Genomic DNA, 16,176 nt, shown 5'->3' on the forward strand with positions numbered 1-16,176 from the left:
CATTGACACCCCCGCTTGCCCTGGGTAGGATGGGGCGGGTTTTCAAGGGGGTTGGGAATGCGCTTTCTCCTGGGTCTTTCGCAAGCCATAGATGTCTTGACCGAGGCCATAGGCAGACTCACCGTGTGGCTGGTGCTTTTGGTGGCCCTGCTTTCCGCGGGCAATGCCATCATGCGCTACGGCTTCAGCTACAGCTCCAACGCCTACCTCGAGGCCCAGTGGTACCTGTTCAGCCTGATCTTCCTCCTGGGCGGGGCCTACGCCTTAAAGCGCAACGCCCACGTGCGCATCGACCTTGTTTCCGGGCGCTTTTCCAAGCGCACCCAGGCCTGGATCGACGTGGTGGGGACGGTGCTCTTCCTTCTGCCCATGGCGGTGGGGGTCATCTACCTCTCCTGGCCCTGGGCCATGAACTCCTTCCTGGGGAAGGAGATGTCCCCCGATGTGGGAGGGCTTCCCCGCTGGCCCATCAAGCTGGCCTTGCCCTTGGGCTTTGCCCTTTTGACCCTCCAGGGGATCTCCGAGCTGATCAAGCGCATCGCCTACCTCACGGGGCATCTGCAGCTGGTGGAGGAGGAACGGGAGGTGGTGGAATGAACCTGGAAAACCTCATGCCTCCCCTGATGTTTTTGGCTCTGGTGGTCTTTTTGCTTTCCGGCTACCCCGTGGCCTTCTCCTTGGGGGCGGTGGGGATCGTTTTCGGCTTTTTGGGCATCGCCCTGGACATCTTCCCCGCACCCCTTCTTAAGGCCATGCCCGATCGCATCTTCGGCATCATGTCCAACCAGCTTCTCCTGGCCATCCCCTTCTTCACCTTCATGGGCATCATCCTGGAGAAAAGCGGCCTGGCCGAAGACCTCCTGGACACCATGGGGAAGCTCTTTGGGCCTTTAAGGGGCGGCTTGGCCCTAAGCGTGGTTTTCGTGGGGGCCATCTTGGCCGCCACTACTGGGGTGGTGGCGGCCAGCGTCATGGCCATGGGCCTTATCTCCCTGCCCATCATGCTGAAGTACGGCTATAACCCCCGCTTCGCCAGCGGGGTGATCCTGGGCTCGGCCACCCTGGCCCAGATCATCCCCCCAAGCGTGGTCCTCATCGTTTTGTCGGACCAGCTAGGGGTTTCCGTGGGGGATATGTACAAGGCCGCTTTGATCCCCTCCGCCCTTACCGTGGGCTTTTACTTCCTTTACGTGATCTACGTGGCCCTTTTCCGCCCAAGGTGGGTTCCCGCCCTTCCTCCGGAAGCCCGTCCCGAAGCCGGTAAGGAAGCCCAGGCGGCTTTTGCCCTTCTCTCCTATCTGCTGGTGGGGGTAGGGGCTTATGCGGTGGGGCGCTTCCTGCCCGCCTGGGCGGAGTGGCTGGAGGTGCTCCTGGCCTTGGGGGTTTGGACCCTGCTCCTCCTTCCTTGGATCCGCAGGAATCCCCTCCTCCGAAGGGCCCTTCTTTCCATGGTGCCCCCTTTGGTTCTCATCTTTTTGGTGCTGGGTACAGTGCTCATCGGCCTGGCCACCCCCACGGAGGCCGGGGCCATGGGGGTGGTGGGGGCCTTGATCCTGGCGGCTTTGAACCGCAGGCTTTCCTTCAAGGTCCTCTACGGGGCCATGGAGGGCACGGCCAAGCTCACGGCCTTCGTCATCTTCATCCTTATCGGCTCCACCCTTTTCAGCCTGGTCTTCCGGGGTGTCAACGGGGATCTCTGGGTGGAGGGCTTCCTCACGGGCCTGCCGGGCGGTGAGGTGGGCTTCATCCTCTTCGTGATGGTGTTGGTCTTCCTGCTGGGCTTCTTCATCGACTTCTTTGAGATCGCCTTCATCGCCCTGCCCCTTCTGGCCATCGGGGCCGAGGCCTTGAGCATAGACAAGCTCTGGTTCGGCCTCCTGGTGGGGGTGAACCTGCAGACCTCCTTCCTCACCCCGCCCTTTGGCTTTGCCCTCTTCTACCTGCGGAACGTGGCCCCCAAGGAGGTGAAGACCACGGATATTTATCTGGGCGGGATTCCCTTCTTCGGGCTGCAGTTACTGGTCTTGCTCTTCGTCTACTTCCTGCGGGACCCCATCCTGCGCTTTGTGAGCGGGATGGGTTTTGGCGGGTAGCCCTGCCCAGGCCCTAGACTGGAGGCATGGACCTCACCCACTTTAAGGACGGCAGGCCCCACATGGTGGACGTGACGGAGAAGTCCGCCACCTTCCGCACCGCCACCGCCGAGGCCTATGTGGAGCTCACGGAAGAGGCCCTGGCTGCCCTGGAAAAGGGGGGTGTGGGGAAGGGGGATCCCCTCACGGTGGCCCAGCTTGCGGGCATCATGGGGGCCAAGAAGACCTCTGAGCTCATTCCCCTTTGCCACCCTCTGCCCCTCACCGGGGTGGAGGTGGGGGTGGAGCTGGAAAGGGAGGCCAAGCGGGTGCGCATCGAGGCCACGGTGCGCACCAAGGCGGAAACCGGGGTGGAGATGGAGGCCCTAACCGCCTGCGCCGTGGCGGCCCTCACCGTGTACGACATGCTGAAGGCAGCCTCCAAGGGCCTGGTGATCTCGAGGGTGCAGCTTTTGCACAAGGCGGGGGGCAAGAGCGGGGAGTGGCGGCGCACCCCTGACCCTTGATACCCCTGGGGTATATTCTAGGGCTATGCGCATCGCCATCGCCTTATCTAAAAACGATGACCAGAAGGTTTATCCGGGTCCTTTCGGGCACGCCCCCCGCTTCGCCATCTACGAGGTGGAAGGGGGAGGAAAGGTGAGCCTCCTCGAGGTGCGGGAAAACCCCTACGCCGCCATGGAGGGCGGAAGGAAGCACGAGCTCATGCGGGAGCTTCTCAAGGATGTGGACCTGCGGGTGGGGGCCCGCTTCGGCCACGGGGGTTCCATGGGGGCCTTCCCCATGGCGGATCGGCTGGAGGTGGGGCCGGTGAGCGTGGCCGAGGCGTTGGAAAGGGTCAGGGCCCGCTAAAGTAGCGCCTTAGAAGCTCCTTGGCCTCAGGGGAGAGGGGAGTGCGCTCCAGGTAGACCTCCACTCCCCGGCGCACTTCCTCTGGAGGGCTTCCCTCCCGCCAAGGGGAGGGTAGGTCCTGGCCCTTTCCTTCCCGGCCGGGCCCGAGGAGCTCCTGCCCGGGACCGGTGGGCTCTGGGAGGGGCAAGGAGGCGGGAGCCTCCAGGGTTGGGGAGGGTCCTGAGGCACCTGGGGTGGGGGTGCCTGCTTCCTTAGGCTGGCCCGGTTCCTGACCTGGGACCTCCTGGGTGGCTTCTGGCTTTCCTTCCCCTCGGCTTGGCGCCTGGGTGCCCTGCCCCGGGGCCCGGGGGGAACCCCTGGGGGAAGATCCCTGGGGGCTGGGCTCCGGTTCCCTTCCCTCCTGGGAGGTTGGGGCGGGGTGGCCCTGGCCTGGCTCCTTCCCTTGCGGCTTCCTGAGGGCCTCTGGGAAATCCGGGGGCGGCGTGGTTTTCCCAGGTGAAGCCCCGGGTGCTTCGGCTGGCTTCTCCCTTTCCAAGGGGGTTTGGGGGATTGCGGGGCGCCCGGCGTTGGGAAGGGACCAGAAGGGGCTTGCTTCCCTGGGAGGAAGCCCCGTCCACGAGCCCAAGGCCAAGGCCAGGAGGACTAGGTAGAGGGCGAGAAGGCCCAGGGGGAAGGGGGGAGGAGGGATCTCCAGCTTGCGGGCTTCCTGCCAAAGCCGTTCTTCCCCGTAGGCCAAGGCGGTGGGATAGGCCAGGCTGGCCCGGGCGATCTCCCGTAGCGCCCGCCCTTCCCAAAGGCGGGCGGGAAGCAAAAAGGGTAGGAGGGAGGCCAGGGCGAAGAAGGGGTGGAGAAAGCCTAGAAGCGCCAAGGGAAGGGCCAAGAGGAGCCGGTGGCGCCAGGCCAGGCGCCTTGCGTAGAGAAGGTGGAACCCAGGCTCCACGGCAAGACCATTATCCCTCGCCAAAGGCTAAGGAAAAGGTGCCCGGGGCCTAAAGGCCCCGGGGGGAGGGAGTACACAGGTCTACTTGACCGGGGGACGGGACTTGAGGACCTCCTGGGGGGAGAGGGCCCTGGCCCTTTGCGCCTTCACCTCCTCGGCGCTTATGGGCTTGGCCTTGGACTTGGCGAAGGTGGTGAGGATGTGGTTCAGGAGGTCGGCCACCTCCTGGTCCTTGAGCTGGCGGAAGGGGGGCATGAACCCGTTATAGGTCTTGTCCTCCACCGTAAGGCTTCCCTGGAGGCCGTAGAGGACCACCCGGATCAGGTACTCCCGGCCCCCCTTGGCCTGGACCACCTTGTCCAGGTGGGTGAGGGGCGGGAAGGCTCCGGGTATCCCTTGCCCCGTGGCCTGGTGGCAGCTTTGGCAGTTGGCGGAGTAGAGCTTGGCCCCGGGGCTTTGCCCAAGGGCCAGAAGGCCCAGGAAGAGCAAGGCGGGCAAGAGGCGCTTCATGGCTCCATTATGGGGAACCCCGCTCCCCTTAGGCCAGGGGCATTTGTCCTAGGCCCTTAGGGATGTAGGCGCAGCGGGGGTCGGCGGCCAGGTGATCCCCGGTTTCCGCCCAGGCCCGGGCCCGGCTTCCCCCGCAAAGCTCCCGGTACTCGCAGACCCCGCACTTGCCCTTGAGAAGGGCCTTGTTGCGGAGCTCGAGGAAAAGGGGGCTATTCCGGTAGATCTCCAGAAGGGGCTTCTCCCGCACATTGCCGGCGGAGAGGGGGAGAAACCCCGAGGGATACACCTCCCCCGTGGAGGAAACGAAGACGAAGCCGAAGCCGTCGGAGAGGTGCACCCCCCGGCCTTCCCCCACCAGGGCTCCGTCCTCCCCTCCTTCCTTCTTGCGGCGCTCCAGGGCCACCCGGCGGAACATGGGGCCTTCCGTGGTGCGCACCTTGAAGGGGTGGCGGCGGGAGAGATCGTAAAGGAGGTGCATCACCTCCTCGTATTCCTCAGGGGAGAGTTGCTCTAAAAGCGCTCCCCGGCCCACGGGTACCAGGAAGAAGACCTCCCAGGTGGCCACCCCTTTGGCCGCCAGGATCTCGGCGATGCCGGTGAGTTCCCCCTTGGTCTTTCGGGTCACGGTGGTGTTCACCTGGGTCATGAGGCCCACCTCCCGGGCCCATTCCAGGGCCTGTAGGGCCAGGGCGAAGGTGCCCGGGACTCCGCGGAAGCCATCGTGGCTTTCGGGGCTCGCCCCGTCCAGGGAGATGGCCATCTGGTGCACGGAAAGCTCCTTGAAGCGCTCCACCACCTCCCGGGTGAGCCTGGGGGTGACGGCGGGAGTGATCCCCACCTTAAGGCCCAGGCGTTTGGCCTCCTCCAGCAGGAGGAAGAGGTCGGGCCGGGCCAGGGGATCGCCTCCCGTGGGCAGGAGGATGGGCTTGGGGGTGTAGGTGGCGAGCTCCTCCAAGAGCCTCAAGCCTTCCTCGGTGGTGAGCTCCCCGGGTAAGGGGTCCGGCACCGCCGAGGCCCGGCAGTGCTGGCAGGCGAGCAGGCAGGCCCGGGTCATCTCCCAGGCCACCAGGAGGGGGAAGCGGTGAAGGTCGGGCTTCATGCCTCCAGGATGCCGCCTGGGGGTGGGGGCAGATGTCCCTAGCGGAGAAGGGTGAGGCGGTAGACCAGGGTAAGGGCCTCCCCGGGTTTAAGGGGGACCTCCAGGCGGTAGCCCTGGGGCAGGTGGGTGGCCTCGGGGAAGTCCAGGCGGAAGGGCTGGGGGAAGGTTTCCGAAAGGAGGAGGGCGATGGGGTAGGGGTAGGGGTTTTTGAAGCGGGTTTCCACCCGGTAGGTGGCCTCCTTTTCGCTTTGCTGGAGCAGGTTCACCGACCGTTCCAGCCGGCCCTCGAGGTCCCGCCCCAGCCACACCTCGGCCACCTCTCCCTCAGGGGTGGCGGGAAGCAGGGCCTGGCCCAGGAAGAAGCCTTCCTCCACCACCTCGAGGCTCCCCGGAGCCAGGGGGAAGGGTGCCGTAAAGCGGTAGCCCCGCTCCAGGGCCAGAAGCCTGTCCGTGCGGAAGGGTCCTTGGTAGCGAAGAAGCCGGGTTGGGCTTACCTGGGCCTTGAGGACGGGAATCTCCGTGGTGCCGGGCTCCAGCCGGCCCGGGGGCAGGGGGTAGCGGAAGAGGCCAAAGGGGCTTTCCCCCGAAGGCGCCTCGGCGAAGGCCCGCATGGGTATCCCCTTGGCCTCGGCCACCCCGAGAAGGGGGGCTTCCCCGGCGAGCAGGGTGAGCTTTCTGGCTTCCAGGGGCCCTCCCTCCAGCCGGAGCCGGGCCCAGAGGGTAAGCCTTCCCTCCTCCAGGGTGTAAAAGACCTCCCCAGAAAGCCCGGTGTAAAGGTAGCGCAGGGTGGCGGGCCCTTCCCCCTGGTAGCGGAAAAGGACCACCGTTCCCTGGTTGATGCGCTCCTTTTCCTCCACCCCAAGGAGCCTTAAGGATCCCGGGGCCATGCGGGAAAGCTTTTCCCCGGCCAAATAGACCCAGGCGGAAGGGGGAAGGAGCACGGGTTCCTTGACCTCAGCGAAGCCGGGGTAGACCACCACCTCCTGGGCCCAGGCCAAGGCGCCCAGGCTCCAGAGGAGGGCTAGGAGGCCCGCTTGGACTTTTCTCATACCCCCAGTTTAAGGGCCAAGGCCTCCACCTCCTGGCGGGAGAGGGGCCCTCCGTGGCCCAGGTAGACGGTTTCTGCTCCCAGGTCCAGGATCTTGCGCACGGTCTTCTTGGCTAAGGCATGGTCCTCGTTGATGAACCTGGGGGGAAGGCCCTTGCCCCTTAAGGCATCCCCGGCGATCAGGAGGCCTTCCCGGAAAAGCCCCACCTGCCCCAGGGTGTGGCCGGGAAGCTCCACCACCCGCCATCCCAGGACCTCCTCCCCTTCCTCCACTGGCCTCAAGGCCTCCCGGGGAAGGGGCGGGGCCAGGTTGGCGAGCCAGGGACCCAGGAGGGGTATGGGTAGGGGAGGGCGGGGCTTTTCCTTGGTCAGGTAGGGCCACTCCTTGGGATGGGCCAGGATGGGAAGGCCAAACTGTTCCCAAAGGGCCCGGGCCCCGCCGCTATGGTCCGTGTGGTGGTGGGTGAGGAAGAGGAGCCTGGGGGGTTCCCTGAGGAGCCTTAGAAGCCTTCCCGCCTCCCAGGGAAGCCCGGCGTCCACCAGGAAGTACCCTTCCGCTACGGGAACCCTGTAAAGGTTGGCGGCGAAGGGGAGGGCCTCAAGCCCTCTCATAGGTGGGAGGGACGCCCATTTCCGCCAGGGCCCTCCGGATGCCCTCGGCGTCGATCCCAGCCTGGCGGTGGAGGCTTGGGATGGAGCCGTGCTCCAGGAAGCGGTCGGGCAGGCCCAGGACCTTCACCTGAGGCTTCAAGCCCATCTCGTTTAGGGCCTCGAGGACCGCGCTTCCAAACCCCCCCATCCGCTGGTGGTCCTCCACGGTGAGGAGCCGGTAGTGGGCAAGCGCCTTGAGCATCTCCCGGTCCAGGGGCTTGAGGAACCGGGCGTTCACCACCCCGATCCTGGGGTCGTCCGAGGCGGCCTCGAGGGCGTACTTCAAGGTCTTTCCGAAGGCCAGGATGTAGGCCTCGGTACCCTCCTTGAGCACCTCCCACCGGCCCCAGGGGATCTCGGGCCAGGCGCCCTCCGGGGCCCGTTCCACGTTGTCCCGGGGGTAGCGGATGGCGATGGGCCCTCCGATCTCTAAGGCCTTCTTCAGCATGGCCCTTAGCTCCAAGGCGTCCTTGGGGGCAGCGATCTGCAGGTTGGGGATGGTGCGCAGGTAGGCGATGTCAAAAACCCCGTGATGGGTGGCTCCGTCGGCCCCCACCACCCCCGCCCGGTCTATGGCGAAGATCACGGGCAAGGCCTCTATGGCCACGTCGTGGATCACCTGGTCGTAGGCCCGTTGCAAAAAGGTGGAATAGATGGCCACGATGGGCTTGAGGCCCCGTAGGGCCATGCCCGCGGCCGTGGTCACCGCCACATCCTCGCAGATCCCCACGTCCAGGTAGCGGTCGGGGTGTTCCACGGAGTAGCGCACCAGGCCCGACCCCTCCCGCATGGCCGGGGTGAGGACGAAGAGGCGGGGTTCCAGATAGGCCAGCTCCGTGACGGCGTCCCCAAAGGCCTGGCTCCAGGTGTAGCCCTTGGAAACCTTCTCCGGCTTGAGGGGGTCAAAGCCCGAGGGCCCGTGCCAGTAGATGGGGTCGGCCTCGGCCACCTTGTAGCCCTTTCCCTTCTTGGTGACCACGTGGAGCAGGGTGGGGCCGTCCAGCTCCTTGAGGTGCTCCAGGATGTGGATGAGCCCCTTGAGGTCGTGGCCGTCCACGGGGCCGATGTAGCGGATCCCCCAGGCGTAGAAGGGATTCTCCTGGTGGAGGATGAGCTTGGCCGCTTCCTTGGCCCGGTCCACCAGGCCGAAGAGCTTGGGGGAGATGTGCTCCAGGATGCTCCGGCCCAGCTTCTCGGCGTCCTGGACCCACTTTCTTATCTGAAGCTCTTTGAAGTACTTGTTGAGGGCCCCCACGTTTTCCGAGATGCTCATCTCGTTGTCGTTCAGGATGATGAGCATCCTCTTGCCCAGCTCCCCGATCTTGTTGAGAGCGGCCAGGGCCATTCCTCCGGTGAGGGCCCCATCCCCTATGACCGCCACCACGTGGTAGTCCTCCTTCGCCAGGTCCCGGGCGATGGCCATGCCCAGGGCATGGGCCAAGGAGGTGCTGGCGTGCCCGGCGGTGATGGCGTCGTGCTCCGACTCGGGAACCTTGGTGAAGCCGGAAAGCCCCCCTTCCTGCCTCAGGGTGTGGAAGCGGCCCTTGCGCCCGGTGATGAGCTTGTGGGCGTAGGCCTGGTGGCCCACGTCGAAGAGGATGCGGTCTTTAGGGGACTGGAAGACCCTGTGCAGGGCCAGGATGAGCTCCACCGCTCCTAGGGAGCTTGCCAGGTGGCCTCCGTTTTGCGCCGTGACCCGGATGATCTCGCTCCGGATTTCCTCGGCCAAGGCCAGGAGCTCCTCGAGGGTCAGGCCCTTCAGGTCGTCCGGGCTATTCACCTTGTCCAGTACCATTGCTCCCCCCTAGTTAGAAGTTCTTCTCCACCAGAACGCGGCCTTCCCGGGTGCGCACCTCCCCCACCCTGGGGGAAAACCAGACTTCCCGGACATCCTGGCCGCGCTCGTCCTGGTAGACCTGGCGGATGCGGTACACCTGGAAGACCCCGGCGGGCAGGCGCACCTCCCGCTCCTCCAGCACCTCCATGGTATAGCTCAGGCCCCCCTGGGCCAGGGGCTCTCGTCCCCCAGGGGTGAGGAGCTCCACCCGCACTGTCACCCTGCCCCCCCAGCGGTAGCCCACGGCTAGGAGGGCCTCCGGGGGGTACTCCAGGATGGGGGGGGTGAAGACCACCCGGGCGGAGGGGTCCTGGAAGCCCAAAAGCCGCACGCCAAAGGCCCCCACCTGCCGGTAGTAGACCCTGTCCTCCCCCCGGCCGAAGCTTCGGAAGCGCACCGCCTCCTGCCCCTCGTAAAGGGCCGGGCCCTCCACCCGCACCCGGTAGGGTGGGGAGGAAAGGGCCTCCCCCTCGGGCACATAGACCCACTCCAGGCCCGTGGTGGCGGGATAGAAGGCGGTTTCCTTAAGAAGGGGCCGGGCCTCGGGGGCCTGGGTGGCCTGGGGGGCACAGGCGGCCAGAAAGAGGGCGAGGGCCATAAGGTACCGCCTCATGATACGGAGTTTACCCCTTAAGCCCCCGTGGGCCGGCCTACACTGCCCGCAAGGAGGGATGCCCGGATTAGGATTGGCCAAGCTCCTTCTTGAGGCGGGAAAGCTCCTCCTCCAGCTCCTTTTCCGCGGAGAGGGCGGCGAGCTCCTTTTCCAGGTCCTGGCCATCCAGCTCCTTCAGGGCCTCGTGCCGGTCCTCCATGGAGAGGATGCGGGCCTCCATCTCCTCAAAGGCCTCGAGGGCCGGGTGGGCGTCCAGCTTGGATTCCATCCGCCGCACTGCCTCGGCGGCCTCCACCCCCTTCTTGCGGGCGAGAAGGAGCTTTTTCCTGGCCTCGGCCTCGTCGATCTTGGCCTCGAGGGCCTTGAGCTGGGTCATGAGGCGGCTCACAAGGGTTTTCTGCTCCTCCGCCTGCTGCTTGAAGCCCTCGGCCAGGTCCAGGGCCCGCTTCCTTCGCCTCAAGGCCTCCTTGGCCAGGTCTTCCCGGCCTGCCTTCAGGGCCTCCTTGGCCTTCTCCTCCCAGAGGGTGGCCTCTTGCAGGTGGCTTTCCACCTCCCGTTCCAGGCGCTTGCCCTCAGCCATGGCAGCCGCCACCTGCTCCCGGGCCTCCCTTAGGGCTTCTTTCATGTCCTCCAGGGCCTGGTTGATGATCTTCTCGGGGTCCTCGGCCCGGCGCAGCAGGTCGCTCAGGTTGGCCCGGATGAGACGGCTTAGGCGGTCCAGTAGGGTCATGGTTTTTCCTCCTAGGTTGAGTATGCCACACCCACCCTTGACCCTGGGGGAGAAAGGGGGTAGGCTTGCGCTGTAAGTATGCACTTACGTGCAGGGCCGGAGGACCAGGGCTGGGGCAAGGATCCGGATCGCGGGCTGCTTTTGCGGCCCTGGAGCTTTTGGCTGAGCGGGGGTACCGGGGGGCCACCACCAAGGAGATCGCCCGGCGGGCCGGGGTGAACGAGGTAACCCTCTTCCGGCGTTTCGGCAGCAAGGAGGCCCTTTTGCGGGCAGCCCTTTCCCGCTTTATCCCGGCGGGGTTTCTGGAACGCCTCCCCGCGGAGGAGGCTCCCTTGGAGGAGGGCTTGAGGCAGCTTTTAGAGGCCTACCTGGACCTCCTAAAGGCCCACCAGGCCCTTCTGCCCAAGCTGCTTGCCGAGCTTCTCCGCCACCCGGGGCTAAGGGGCGCAGGACCTCCGAAAGGCATCCTGGGTGTCTTGGAAAGGGTGGTGGGCTTCTTCCGGGCCCAGCAGCGCAAGGGTCTTCTCCGGTCCGATGAGCCTCCCGAGGAGATGGCCTTGGCCTTTGTGGGACCCTTGATGGCCCGCTTTCTTCTGGGGGAGGCTTTGGGGGTGCACCTCCCCCTGGACCCGGAGGCCTATCTGCGGGGATACCTGGAGGGCAGATATGGTGCAGGCAGAGGAGGTCAGTCGGAGCTTCGGTAGTATCAGGGCCTTGGACCGGGTGAGCCTCGAGGTGCGCCCCGGGGAGGTCTTCGACCTCCTGGGGCCCAACGGGGCGGGGAAGACCACCTTGGTGCGGATCCTCACCGGGGTTCTCCTCTTTTCCGCCCTGGTCCTCTTCCTGGCCTCCGTGCGCTTCCAAAGGCAGGTGGCGGCATGAAAAGGATCTGGTGGGCGGGGTGGGTGGTTTTGGGCTTGGCCCTGGCCCAAGGGCGCCTCGAGGCCGGTGTTTATGGAGTTTCGGGAAGCTTAGCCTCCACCCTCGAGGGAGGCTTCACCCTGGAGCCGGGGGAGGTCTACGGGAAGCTCCAGGTGGGGCAGGAAAGCCGGGGGGCCTTGGGGCTTTCCTCGAGCCTCGCCCTAGGGCCCCTGGGGTACCTGGCCTATGGCCTGCAAGCCGAGGTGGGGGTGGGGGGGCTTGGGGGGATGGCCTTTGCCGAAGGGGGTGCCGGCCCCCTGGCCCTGGCGGCGCGGCTCGGCTACCGCTCCAAGAGGGTTTTCCCCCTGTTCCCCGAGGAGGGGGTGTTCGGCCGGCTTTCCCTGCGTTACCGCCTGGTGCCCAAGGAGGTGGTGGGCCTCTTATTGGAAAGGGGAGAGGTCTTGCGGGCCGAGGTGAGCTACGCCCTGAGGGAGGAGGCCACCTATACCCTGGGGGCGGGTTTTTCCGGCCTGCCCTATCTGGTTTTGGGCTGGAAGGGCGAGGTGGGGGAGGGGATGGAGGTTCTGGACCTCGCCCTGCGCTTAGGGGGGTTAAATCGCCTCGAGGCGGGGCTTTACTTAGGGGAGGCTAGCCTTTTCCTCACCCTTTCCTATCCCTTTGCGGGTAGCCTCGGGGTGTGGCTTGGGGACTTGGGGCTCGAGGGAGGATATAGGGAGGCTCCCTACGCCTGGGTCCGGTACGCCTGGAGGTGGCCATGAGGAGGAGATTTATGGAAAAACCCTGGGGTATTTTGCTCCTGGCCCTGGGCCTGGCTCTGGCGCAAAGCGTCTCCGAGATCCTGGACCGGGTGGAAAGGAACCTGCAGGACCCCTGGCAGGCGGTGGTGCAGGGCCAGATCCAGGGACCCGGAGGGCAGGAGGAGCTTAAAGCCCGGGTGCTGGCCATTCCCAAGGAAAACCTCTTCCGCATAGAGTTTCAGAAACCGGGCTCTCTGGAGGGCAACTTCACGGTGATCACGGAAAAGGAGGTCTGGAACTACCTTTACCTCACCAACCAGCTCATCGTGAGCCCCAAGGAAAAGGCCCAGGTGCAGGGCCTGGGGTTTAGCCCCCAGGGCCTTGGGGACCTGAAGGGGCTTTCCGAGCGGGTGAGCCTTCGCCTTGTGGGGGAGGAGCGCCTGCCGGAGGGGGTGGCCTGGAAACTGGTGGGCCGGGCACAGGAGGGCCAGGGCTTCGCCACCCTGGAGCTTTACATCCTGAAGAACGATCCCAGGCCCGTGCGCTTCGTGTTTCGGGACGAGGCGGGGAAGGTGATGGCCGACCTGCGGGTGGTGGAGTTCAAGAAAGCCTCCTTACGCCCCCAGGATCTCAAGCGCTACCCCAAGGACGCCCAGGTGGTGCGGCGCTAGGGTTCGGCGTAGAGGGGGGTGGTGAGGTACTTCCAGCCGCCATCCGGGCTGATGCAGGCCACCCTCTTGCCAGGGCCCAGTTCCCTGGCCACCTGCAGGGCTGCCCACAGGATTCCTCCCGAGCTCATCCCCAGGAAAAGTCCTTCCTCCTTGGCCAGCCGCCGGGCCAGGGGAAAGGCGTCCTCCTCCCACACCTGGATGACCCCATCCAGAAGGGAGAGGTCCAGGTTCTCGGGGATGAAGCCGGGTCCCATGCCCTGGAACTGGTGCTGGCCCATCTTGCCCCCGGAGAGGACGTTGGAGCGGGCGGGCTCCACGGCGATCACCTTCACCCCGGGGATCCTTTCCTTCAGGTACCGCCCCACCCCGGTGATGGTCCCCCCGGTGCCCGAGCCGTAGACGAAGGCGTCGATCCGCCCCTCCAAGGCCTCAAAGAGCTCCGGCCCGGTGGTCTCGTAGTGGGCCCGCACGTTGGCGGGGTTGGCGAACTGGTCGGGCATGAAGGCCCCAAGCTCCTCCTTAAGGCGCAAGGCTTCCTCCCTTGCGGCCAGCATCCGCCTCGCCGGGTCAGTGAGGACCAGCTCGGCGCCGAAGGCCTCCAGCACCCGCTTCCTCTCCTCGGACATCTGGGCGGGCATAGTGAGGATGAGGCGGTAGCCTCGGCTTGCGGCGATCATGGCCAGTCCGATCCCGGTGTTGCCGCTGGTGGGCTCCACGATGACCTGGCCGGAGCCGGGGCGGAGGAGGCCTCTTTCCTCGGCATCCTTGATCATGTACCAGGCGGGCCGGTCCTTGATAGACCCCCCGGGGTTGAGGCCCTCCAGCTTCACCCAGACTTCGGCCATGTCGGGCTCCACCACCCTGAAAAGGCGCACCACCGGGGTTTTGCCGATGATCGTTTCCACCCGCATACCCCTACTATAGGGCCTGTAAGGGAGGTGGAAGGAGCTTGGATACGGGGAAAGCTCCTTCCACCTTTCCTCCAAGGGGCGGGTCTGCTAGGCTAAGGGGAGCAAGCCTGGCTTGCGAAAGGGTGACCATGAAGGTTGAACAAGACAAGGTGGTAACCATCCGTTATACCCTCCAGGTGGAGGGGGAGGTCTTGGACCAGGGGGAGCTTTCCTATTTGCACGGGCACGGCAACCTGATCCGGGGCCTCGAGGAGGAGCTGGAAGGCCGCGAGGAGGGGGAGATCTTCCAGGCCCGTGTGCCTGCGGACAAGGCCTATGGACCCCGCGACCCCGAGGGGGTCCAGGTGGTGCCCCTCTCCGCTTTCCCCGAGGACGCGGAGGTGGTGCCCGGGGCCCAGTTCTACGCCCAGGACATGGAGGGGAACCCCATGCCCCTCACCGTGGTGGAGGTCCAGGGGGAAGAGGTGACCATTGACTTCAACCACCCCCTGGCGGGCAGGGACCTGGACTTCGAGGTGGAGGTGGTAAGGGTCCGGGAGGCCACCCCCGAGGAGATCCTTCACGGCCACGTGCACGAGGGCGGGCACCACCACTAAGCCCAAAGCCTACCCCAGGCTCCAAGGCCCCTTGCGCTTTGGGGCTTGACTTTTTGGGTAATCCGTGGGATAGTGAAGAGTCCCTGGAAAGCCAGGTGGGTTTTCGGGATGAAGGAGAAGCATGAAGAAGGGTACCGTCAAGTGGTTTAACGCGGAAAAAGGCTACGGGTTCATCCAGCAGGAAGAGGGTCCGGATGTGTTTGTGCACTTCACGGCCATCGAGGCCGAGGGGTTTCGCACCCTGAACGAGGGTGACCGGGTGGAGTTCGAGGTGGAGGCCGGCCGGGGCGGCAAGGGCCCCCAGGCCAAGAAGGTCCGCCGCCTCTAATACCACCCCACCCTGGCTCGCGCCAGGGTGGGGGCCCCGGTAAGACCACCCCAGCCTGACGAAGTCAGGCTGGGGTGCCGATAAAGCCCCCGTTTTTAGCAGTGAAAGGCCCCCCATCGGGGGCCTCTTTCCTTTAGGCTTGGGTTATGCGCATCCTGGTTTCCAACGACGACGGCATCTTCTCCCCCGGGATCAAGGCCCTGGGCCTGGCTATGCGGGCTTTGGGGGAGGTTTGTGTGGTGGCCCCGGATGTGGAACAGTCCGCGGTGGGCCACGGGATCACCGTGAGGCGGCCCCTACGGTTCAAGCACACCGCCAGCGCGGGCTTCGGGGAGATCCCCGCCTACCGGGTGGACGGCACCCCTGCGGACTGCGTGGTGCTGGGCGTTCACCTTTTGGGCCGGCCCGACCTGGTGGTCTCGGGCATCAACATCGGGGTCAACCTGGGCTTGGACCTCACCCACTCGGGCACGGTGGCTGCGGCTTTGGAGGGTACTTCCTTGGGCATTCCCTCCATCGCCTTCAGCCTGGATACCTCGGGGGAGGAGCTCAACTTCACCCTGGCGGCGGAGTGGGCGGTAAGGATCGCCCGGCTGGTGATGCGAAGGGGGCTTCCCAAGGGGGTTCTCCTCAACGTGAACTTCCCGGCGGGGGTGCCCAAAGGGGTGAGGGTTACCCGGCTTTCCACCCACCACTGGGAGGACACGGTGGTGGAGCGCCTGGACCCCGAGGGGAGGCCCTACTACTGGATCGCCGGCACCCCCGTGGGGGAGGAGGAGGAGGGAACCGACCTTCACGCGGTGCGCCACGGGTACATCTCCATCACCCCCGTGAGCCTGGATTTCACGGCGGCAGATCTGTTGGAGGAGGTGGCCCGCTGGGTGGAGGAAGTATGACCACCGGCATCCCCTCCCTTAGCCCCAGGGCTTCCTTGGCGTTTCCCCGGTTGAGGGCGATCTCCAAGAGGCCTCCGCTTCCCAGGTAGGCCACGGCCTCTCCCGCTTCCGCCTGGCCGAAGGTTTGGCGGATGGGGATGCGTTTCCCCGCCACCTCCACCACGCCCTCCAAGGGAGCCTCGAGGAGGGTGGTAATGGCGTTGCCGAAGCGGTCAAAGGTGAGGATCTCCCCTTCTGGGCCTGGGGTGAGGGTGAGGGGAAGGCGTATGAGGTCCTGGGCGGGCACCTCTGGTCCAAGCTCCTCGGCAGCCAGCCCTAGGGCCAGGTGGGCTGCGGCGGGGGCGAAGAGGTCGCGGCCGTGGAAGGTGTAGCCCCCCGGGGCCCAGCCCGGAAGGGGGAGGATGCCCTTGGGGCTTGGAGGGGAGATGCAGGTGATCTCGTGGGCTCGGATGGGTGGGTCCAGAAGCCAGGCCAGGGTGAAGAGGCCGTTGTCAGGCCCCACGTAAAGCCGCCTTCCTAGCGCAGCGATGGCCCGCCTCTTGGTGCCCACCCCAGGGTCCACCACCGCCAGGACCACCGCCTGTTCCGGCAGGTAGGGGAGGGCCTCAAAAAGGGCGTAGGCAGCCCGGCGCAGGTCCTGGGGGGGTAGGGCGTGGGCCAGGTCCAGGACGGGTACCCCGGGAGCTTTTTCCCAGAGCACCGCCTTAACCACGCCCACGTAGGGGTCCTCGAGGCCAAAATCGGAGAGGAAGAAGACGGGGCGCATCCTGCCCTTAGCCTAC

At 65.8% G+C, this 16,176-nt stretch carries 20 protein-coding genes and 1 pseudogene; 11 read left to right on the plus strand and 10 right to left on the minus strand.

Going from position 1 to position 16,176, the window contains the following annotated elements; translation table 11 throughout:
* Positions 1-57 precede the first annotated feature (57 nt).
* From TNMX_RS09800 to TNMX_RS09815, 4 genes are read left to right on the plus strand one after another with little or no spacing between them, the layout of a single operon-like run.
* Complete coding sequence (locus tag TNMX_RS09800) at positions 58-597, plus strand: TRAP transporter small permease subunit (protein WP_038031682.1); 540 nt, start codon at positions 58-60, stop codon at positions 595-597.
* Positions 594-2,093: a TRAP transporter large permease subunit gene (locus TNMX_RS09805; protein ID WP_038031684.1), complete on the plus strand. Its 1,500-nt coding sequence runs from the start codon at positions 594-596 to the stop codon at positions 2,091-2,093. Before TNMX_RS09800 ends, TNMX_RS09805 begins: the two co-directional genes overlap by 4 nt.
* A gap of 26 nt (positions 2,094-2,119) precedes the next feature.
* Positions 2,120-2,599: a cyclic pyranopterin monophosphate synthase MoaC gene (gene moaC, locus TNMX_RS09810; RefSeq protein WP_038031686.1), complete on the plus strand. Its 480-nt coding sequence runs from the start codon at positions 2,120-2,122 to the stop codon at positions 2,597-2,599.
* Between the two features lie 25 nt (positions 2,600-2,624).
* Complete coding sequence (locus tag TNMX_RS09815; RefSeq protein WP_038031688.1) at positions 2,625-2,945, plus strand: NifB/NifX family molybdenum-iron cluster-binding protein; 321 nt, start codon at positions 2,625-2,627, stop codon at positions 2,943-2,945.
* Here TNMX_RS09815 and TNMX_RS09820 read toward each other — a convergent pair.
* The 8 genes from TNMX_RS09820 to TNMX_RS09855 all read right to left on the minus strand — a co-directional run bounded on the left by TNMX_RS09820 (position 2,932) and on the right by TNMX_RS09855 (position 10,373).
* Positions 2,932-3,885 (minus strand): hypothetical protein, encoded by a 954-nt coding sequence (locus tag TNMX_RS09820; RefSeq protein WP_038031690.1) that lies wholly within the window; start codon positions 3,883-3,885, stop codon positions 2,932-2,934. The genes TNMX_RS09815 and TNMX_RS09820 overlap by 14 nt on opposite strands.
* Positions 3,886-3,966: 81 nt before the next feature.
* Positions 3,967-4,395 carry a cytochrome c gene (locus TNMX_RS09825; RefSeq protein ID WP_038031692.1) on the minus strand — a complete coding sequence of 143 codons (429 nt, stop codon included), beginning with the start codon at positions 4,393-4,395 and terminating at the stop codon, positions 3,967-3,969.
* 28 nt (positions 4,396-4,423) lie between these two features.
* Entirely contained in the window at positions 4,424-5,494 is a 1,071-nt protein-coding gene (locus tag TNMX_RS09830; RefSeq protein WP_038031694.1) for a TIGR04053 family radical SAM/SPASM domain-containing protein, read from the minus strand.
* A 38-nt stretch (positions 5,495-5,532) separates the two neighbouring features.
* On the minus strand, positions 5,533-6,543 hold the full coding sequence (locus TNMX_RS09835; protein ID WP_038031696.1) for a hypothetical protein: 1,011 nt from the start codon (positions 6,541-6,543) through the stop codon (positions 5,533-5,535).
* On the minus strand, positions 6,540-7,154 hold the full coding sequence (locus tag TNMX_RS09840; protein WP_019550746.1) for an MBL fold metallo-hydrolase: 615 nt from the start codon (positions 7,152-7,154) through the stop codon (positions 6,540-6,542). The genes TNMX_RS09835 and TNMX_RS09840 overlap by 4 nt, the downstream gene beginning before the upstream one ends.
* Positions 7,141-8,988 (minus strand): 1-deoxy-D-xylulose-5-phosphate synthase, encoded by a 1,848-nt coding sequence (gene dxs / locus TNMX_RS09845; RefSeq protein ID WP_038031698.1) that lies wholly within the window; start codon positions 8,986-8,988, stop codon positions 7,141-7,143. Before dxs ends, TNMX_RS09840 begins: the two co-directional genes overlap by 14 nt.
* Positions 8,989-9,001: 13 nt before the next feature.
* The gene (locus TNMX_RS09850) at positions 9,002-9,643 is read right to left on the minus strand and encodes a hypothetical protein (protein WP_019550744.1); all 642 of its coding nucleotides are present in this window, start codon (positions 9,641-9,643) and stop codon (positions 9,002-9,004) included.
* Positions 9,644-9,710: 67 nt separating this feature from the next.
* A complete protein-coding gene (locus TNMX_RS09855; protein ID WP_038031700.1) occupies positions 9,711-10,373 on the minus strand; it encodes a PspA/IM30 family protein in 663 nt (220 codons plus the stop codon).
* 110 nt (positions 10,374-10,483) lie between these two features.
* Here TNMX_RS09855 and TNMX_RS09860 point away from each other — a divergent pair, with 110 nt between their 5' ends.
* From TNMX_RS09860 to TNMX_RS09870, 4 genes and pseudogenes are all read left to right on the plus strand, one after another.
* Entirely contained in the window at positions 10,484-11,077 is a 594-nt protein-coding gene (locus TNMX_RS09860) for a TetR/AcrR family transcriptional regulator (protein ID WP_038031861.1), read from the plus strand.
* A pseudogene (locus tag TNMX_RS12665) lies at positions 11,040-11,192 on the plus strand (ATP-binding cassette domain-containing protein); the annotation flags it as partial. The gene TNMX_RS09860 and the pseudogene TNMX_RS12665, both read left to right, overlap by 38 nt.
* Before the next feature lie 59 nt (positions 11,193-11,251).
* Complete coding sequence (locus TNMX_RS09865) at positions 11,252-12,013, plus strand: hypothetical protein (protein WP_019551383.1); 762 nt, start codon at positions 11,252-11,254, stop codon at positions 12,011-12,013.
* 11 nt (positions 12,014-12,024) lie between these two features.
* Positions 12,025-12,663: an outer membrane lipoprotein carrier protein LolA gene (locus TNMX_RS09870; RefSeq protein ID WP_019551384.1), complete on the plus strand. Its 639-nt coding sequence runs from the start codon at positions 12,025-12,027 to the stop codon at positions 12,661-12,663.
* Here TNMX_RS09870 and cysK read toward each other — a convergent pair.
* Positions 12,660-13,574, minus strand: coding sequence for a cysteine synthase A (gene cysK / locus TNMX_RS09875; protein WP_026329099.1), 915 nt, complete (start codon positions 13,572-13,574; stop codon positions 12,660-12,662). The genes TNMX_RS09870 and cysK overlap by 4 nt on opposite strands.
* A 128-nt stretch (positions 13,575-13,702) precedes the next feature.
* Here cysK and TNMX_RS09880 point away from each other — a divergent pair, with 128 nt between their 5' ends.
* The 3 genes from TNMX_RS09880 to surE all read left to right on the plus strand — a co-directional run bounded on the left by TNMX_RS09880 (position 13,703) and on the right by surE (position 15,394).
* A complete protein-coding gene (locus TNMX_RS09880) occupies positions 13,703-14,170 on the plus strand; it encodes a peptidylprolyl isomerase (RefSeq protein ID WP_019551386.1) in 468 nt (155 codons plus the stop codon).
* A gap of 121 nt (positions 14,171-14,291) precedes the next feature.
* On the plus strand, positions 14,292-14,498 hold the full coding sequence (locus tag TNMX_RS09885) for a cold-shock protein (protein WP_015715977.1): 207 nt from the start codon (positions 14,292-14,294) through the stop codon (positions 14,496-14,498).
* Positions 14,499-14,644: 146 nt separating this feature from the next.
* Complete coding sequence (gene surE / locus TNMX_RS09890; protein ID WP_019551387.1) at positions 14,645-15,394, plus strand: 5'/3'-nucleotidase SurE; 750 nt, start codon at positions 14,645-14,647, stop codon at positions 15,392-15,394.
* On the opposite strand, the gene TNMX_RS09895 is transcribed toward surE, so the two are convergent.
* Complete coding sequence (locus tag TNMX_RS09895) at positions 15,342-16,160, minus strand: S-adenosyl-l-methionine hydroxide adenosyltransferase family protein (RefSeq protein ID WP_038031703.1); 819 nt, start codon at positions 16,158-16,160, stop codon at positions 15,342-15,344. The genes surE and TNMX_RS09895 overlap by 53 nt on opposite strands.
* Between the last annotated feature and the right edge of the window lie 16 nt (positions 16,161-16,176).

The organism is Thermus sp. NMX2.A1 (assembly GCF_000511705.1).
GTDB classification, from domain to species: Bacteria; Deinococcota; Deinococci; order Deinococcales; family Thermaceae; genus Thermus; species Thermus scotoductus.

What these genes read in the sequence shown, in the direction of transcription:
- TNMX_RS09800 (WP_038031682.1), top strand. Translation starts at nt 58, where the DNA reads ATGCGCTTTCTCCTGGGTCTTTCGCAAGCCATAGATGTCTTGACCGAG.
- TNMX_RS09805 (WP_038031684.1), top strand. Translation starts at nt 594, where the DNA reads ATGAACCTGGAAAACCTCATGCCTCCCCTGATGTTTTTGGCTCTGGTG.
- moaC (WP_038031686.1), top strand. Translation starts at nt 2,120, where the DNA reads ATGGACCTCACCCACTTTAAGGACGGCAGGCCCCACATGGTGGACGTG.
- TNMX_RS09815 (WP_038031688.1), top strand. Translation starts at nt 2,625, where the DNA reads ATGCGCATCGCCATCGCCTTATCTAAAAACGATGACCAGAAGGTTTAT.
- TNMX_RS09825 (WP_038031692.1), bottom strand. Translation starts at nt 4,395, where the DNA reads ATGAAGCGCCTCTTGCCCGCCTTGCTCTTCCTGGGCCTTCTGGCCCTT.
- TNMX_RS09830 (WP_038031694.1), bottom strand. Translation starts at nt 5,494, where the DNA reads ATGAAGCCCGACCTTCACCGCTTCCCCCTCCTGGTGGCCTGGGAGATG.
- TNMX_RS09835 (WP_038031696.1), bottom strand. Translation starts at nt 6,543, where the DNA reads ATGAGAAAAGTCCAAGCGGGCCTCCTAGCCCTCCTCTGGAGCCTGGGC.
- TNMX_RS09840 (WP_019550746.1), bottom strand. Translation starts at nt 7,154, where the DNA reads ATGAGAGGGCTTGAGGCCCTCCCCTTCGCCGCCAACCTTTACAGGGTT.
- dxs (WP_038031698.1), bottom strand. Translation starts at nt 8,988, where the DNA reads ATGGTACTGGACAAGGTGAATAGCCCGGACGACCTGAAGGGCCTGACC.
- TNMX_RS09850 (WP_019550744.1), bottom strand. Translation starts at nt 9,643, where the DNA reads ATGAGGCGGTACCTTATGGCCCTCGCCCTCTTTCTGGCCGCCTGTGCC.
- TNMX_RS09855 (WP_038031700.1), bottom strand. Translation starts at nt 10,373, where the DNA reads ATGACCCTACTGGACCGCCTAAGCCGTCTCATCCGGGCCAACCTGAGC.
- TNMX_RS09865 (WP_019551383.1), top strand. Translation starts at nt 11,252, where the DNA reads ATGAAAAGGATCTGGTGGGCGGGGTGGGTGGTTTTGGGCTTGGCCCTG.
- TNMX_RS09870 (WP_019551384.1), top strand. Translation starts at nt 12,025, where the DNA reads ATGGAAAAACCCTGGGGTATTTTGCTCCTGGCCCTGGGCCTGGCTCTG.
- cysK (WP_026329099.1), bottom strand. Translation starts at nt 13,574, where the DNA reads ATGCGGGTGGAAACGATCATCGGCAAAACCCCGGTGGTGCGCCTTTTC.
- TNMX_RS09880 (WP_019551386.1), top strand. Translation starts at nt 13,703, where the DNA reads ATGAAGGTTGAACAAGACAAGGTGGTAACCATCCGTTATACCCTCCAG.
- TNMX_RS09885 (WP_015715977.1), top strand. Translation starts at nt 14,292, where the DNA reads ATGAAGAAGGGTACCGTCAAGTGGTTTAACGCGGAAAAAGGCTACGGG.
- surE (WP_019551387.1), top strand. Translation starts at nt 14,645, where the DNA reads ATGCGCATCCTGGTTTCCAACGACGACGGCATCTTCTCCCCCGGGATC.
- TNMX_RS09895 (WP_038031703.1), bottom strand. Translation starts at nt 16,160, where the DNA reads ATGCGCCCCGTCTTCTTCCTCTCCGATTTTGGCCTCGAGGACCCCTAC.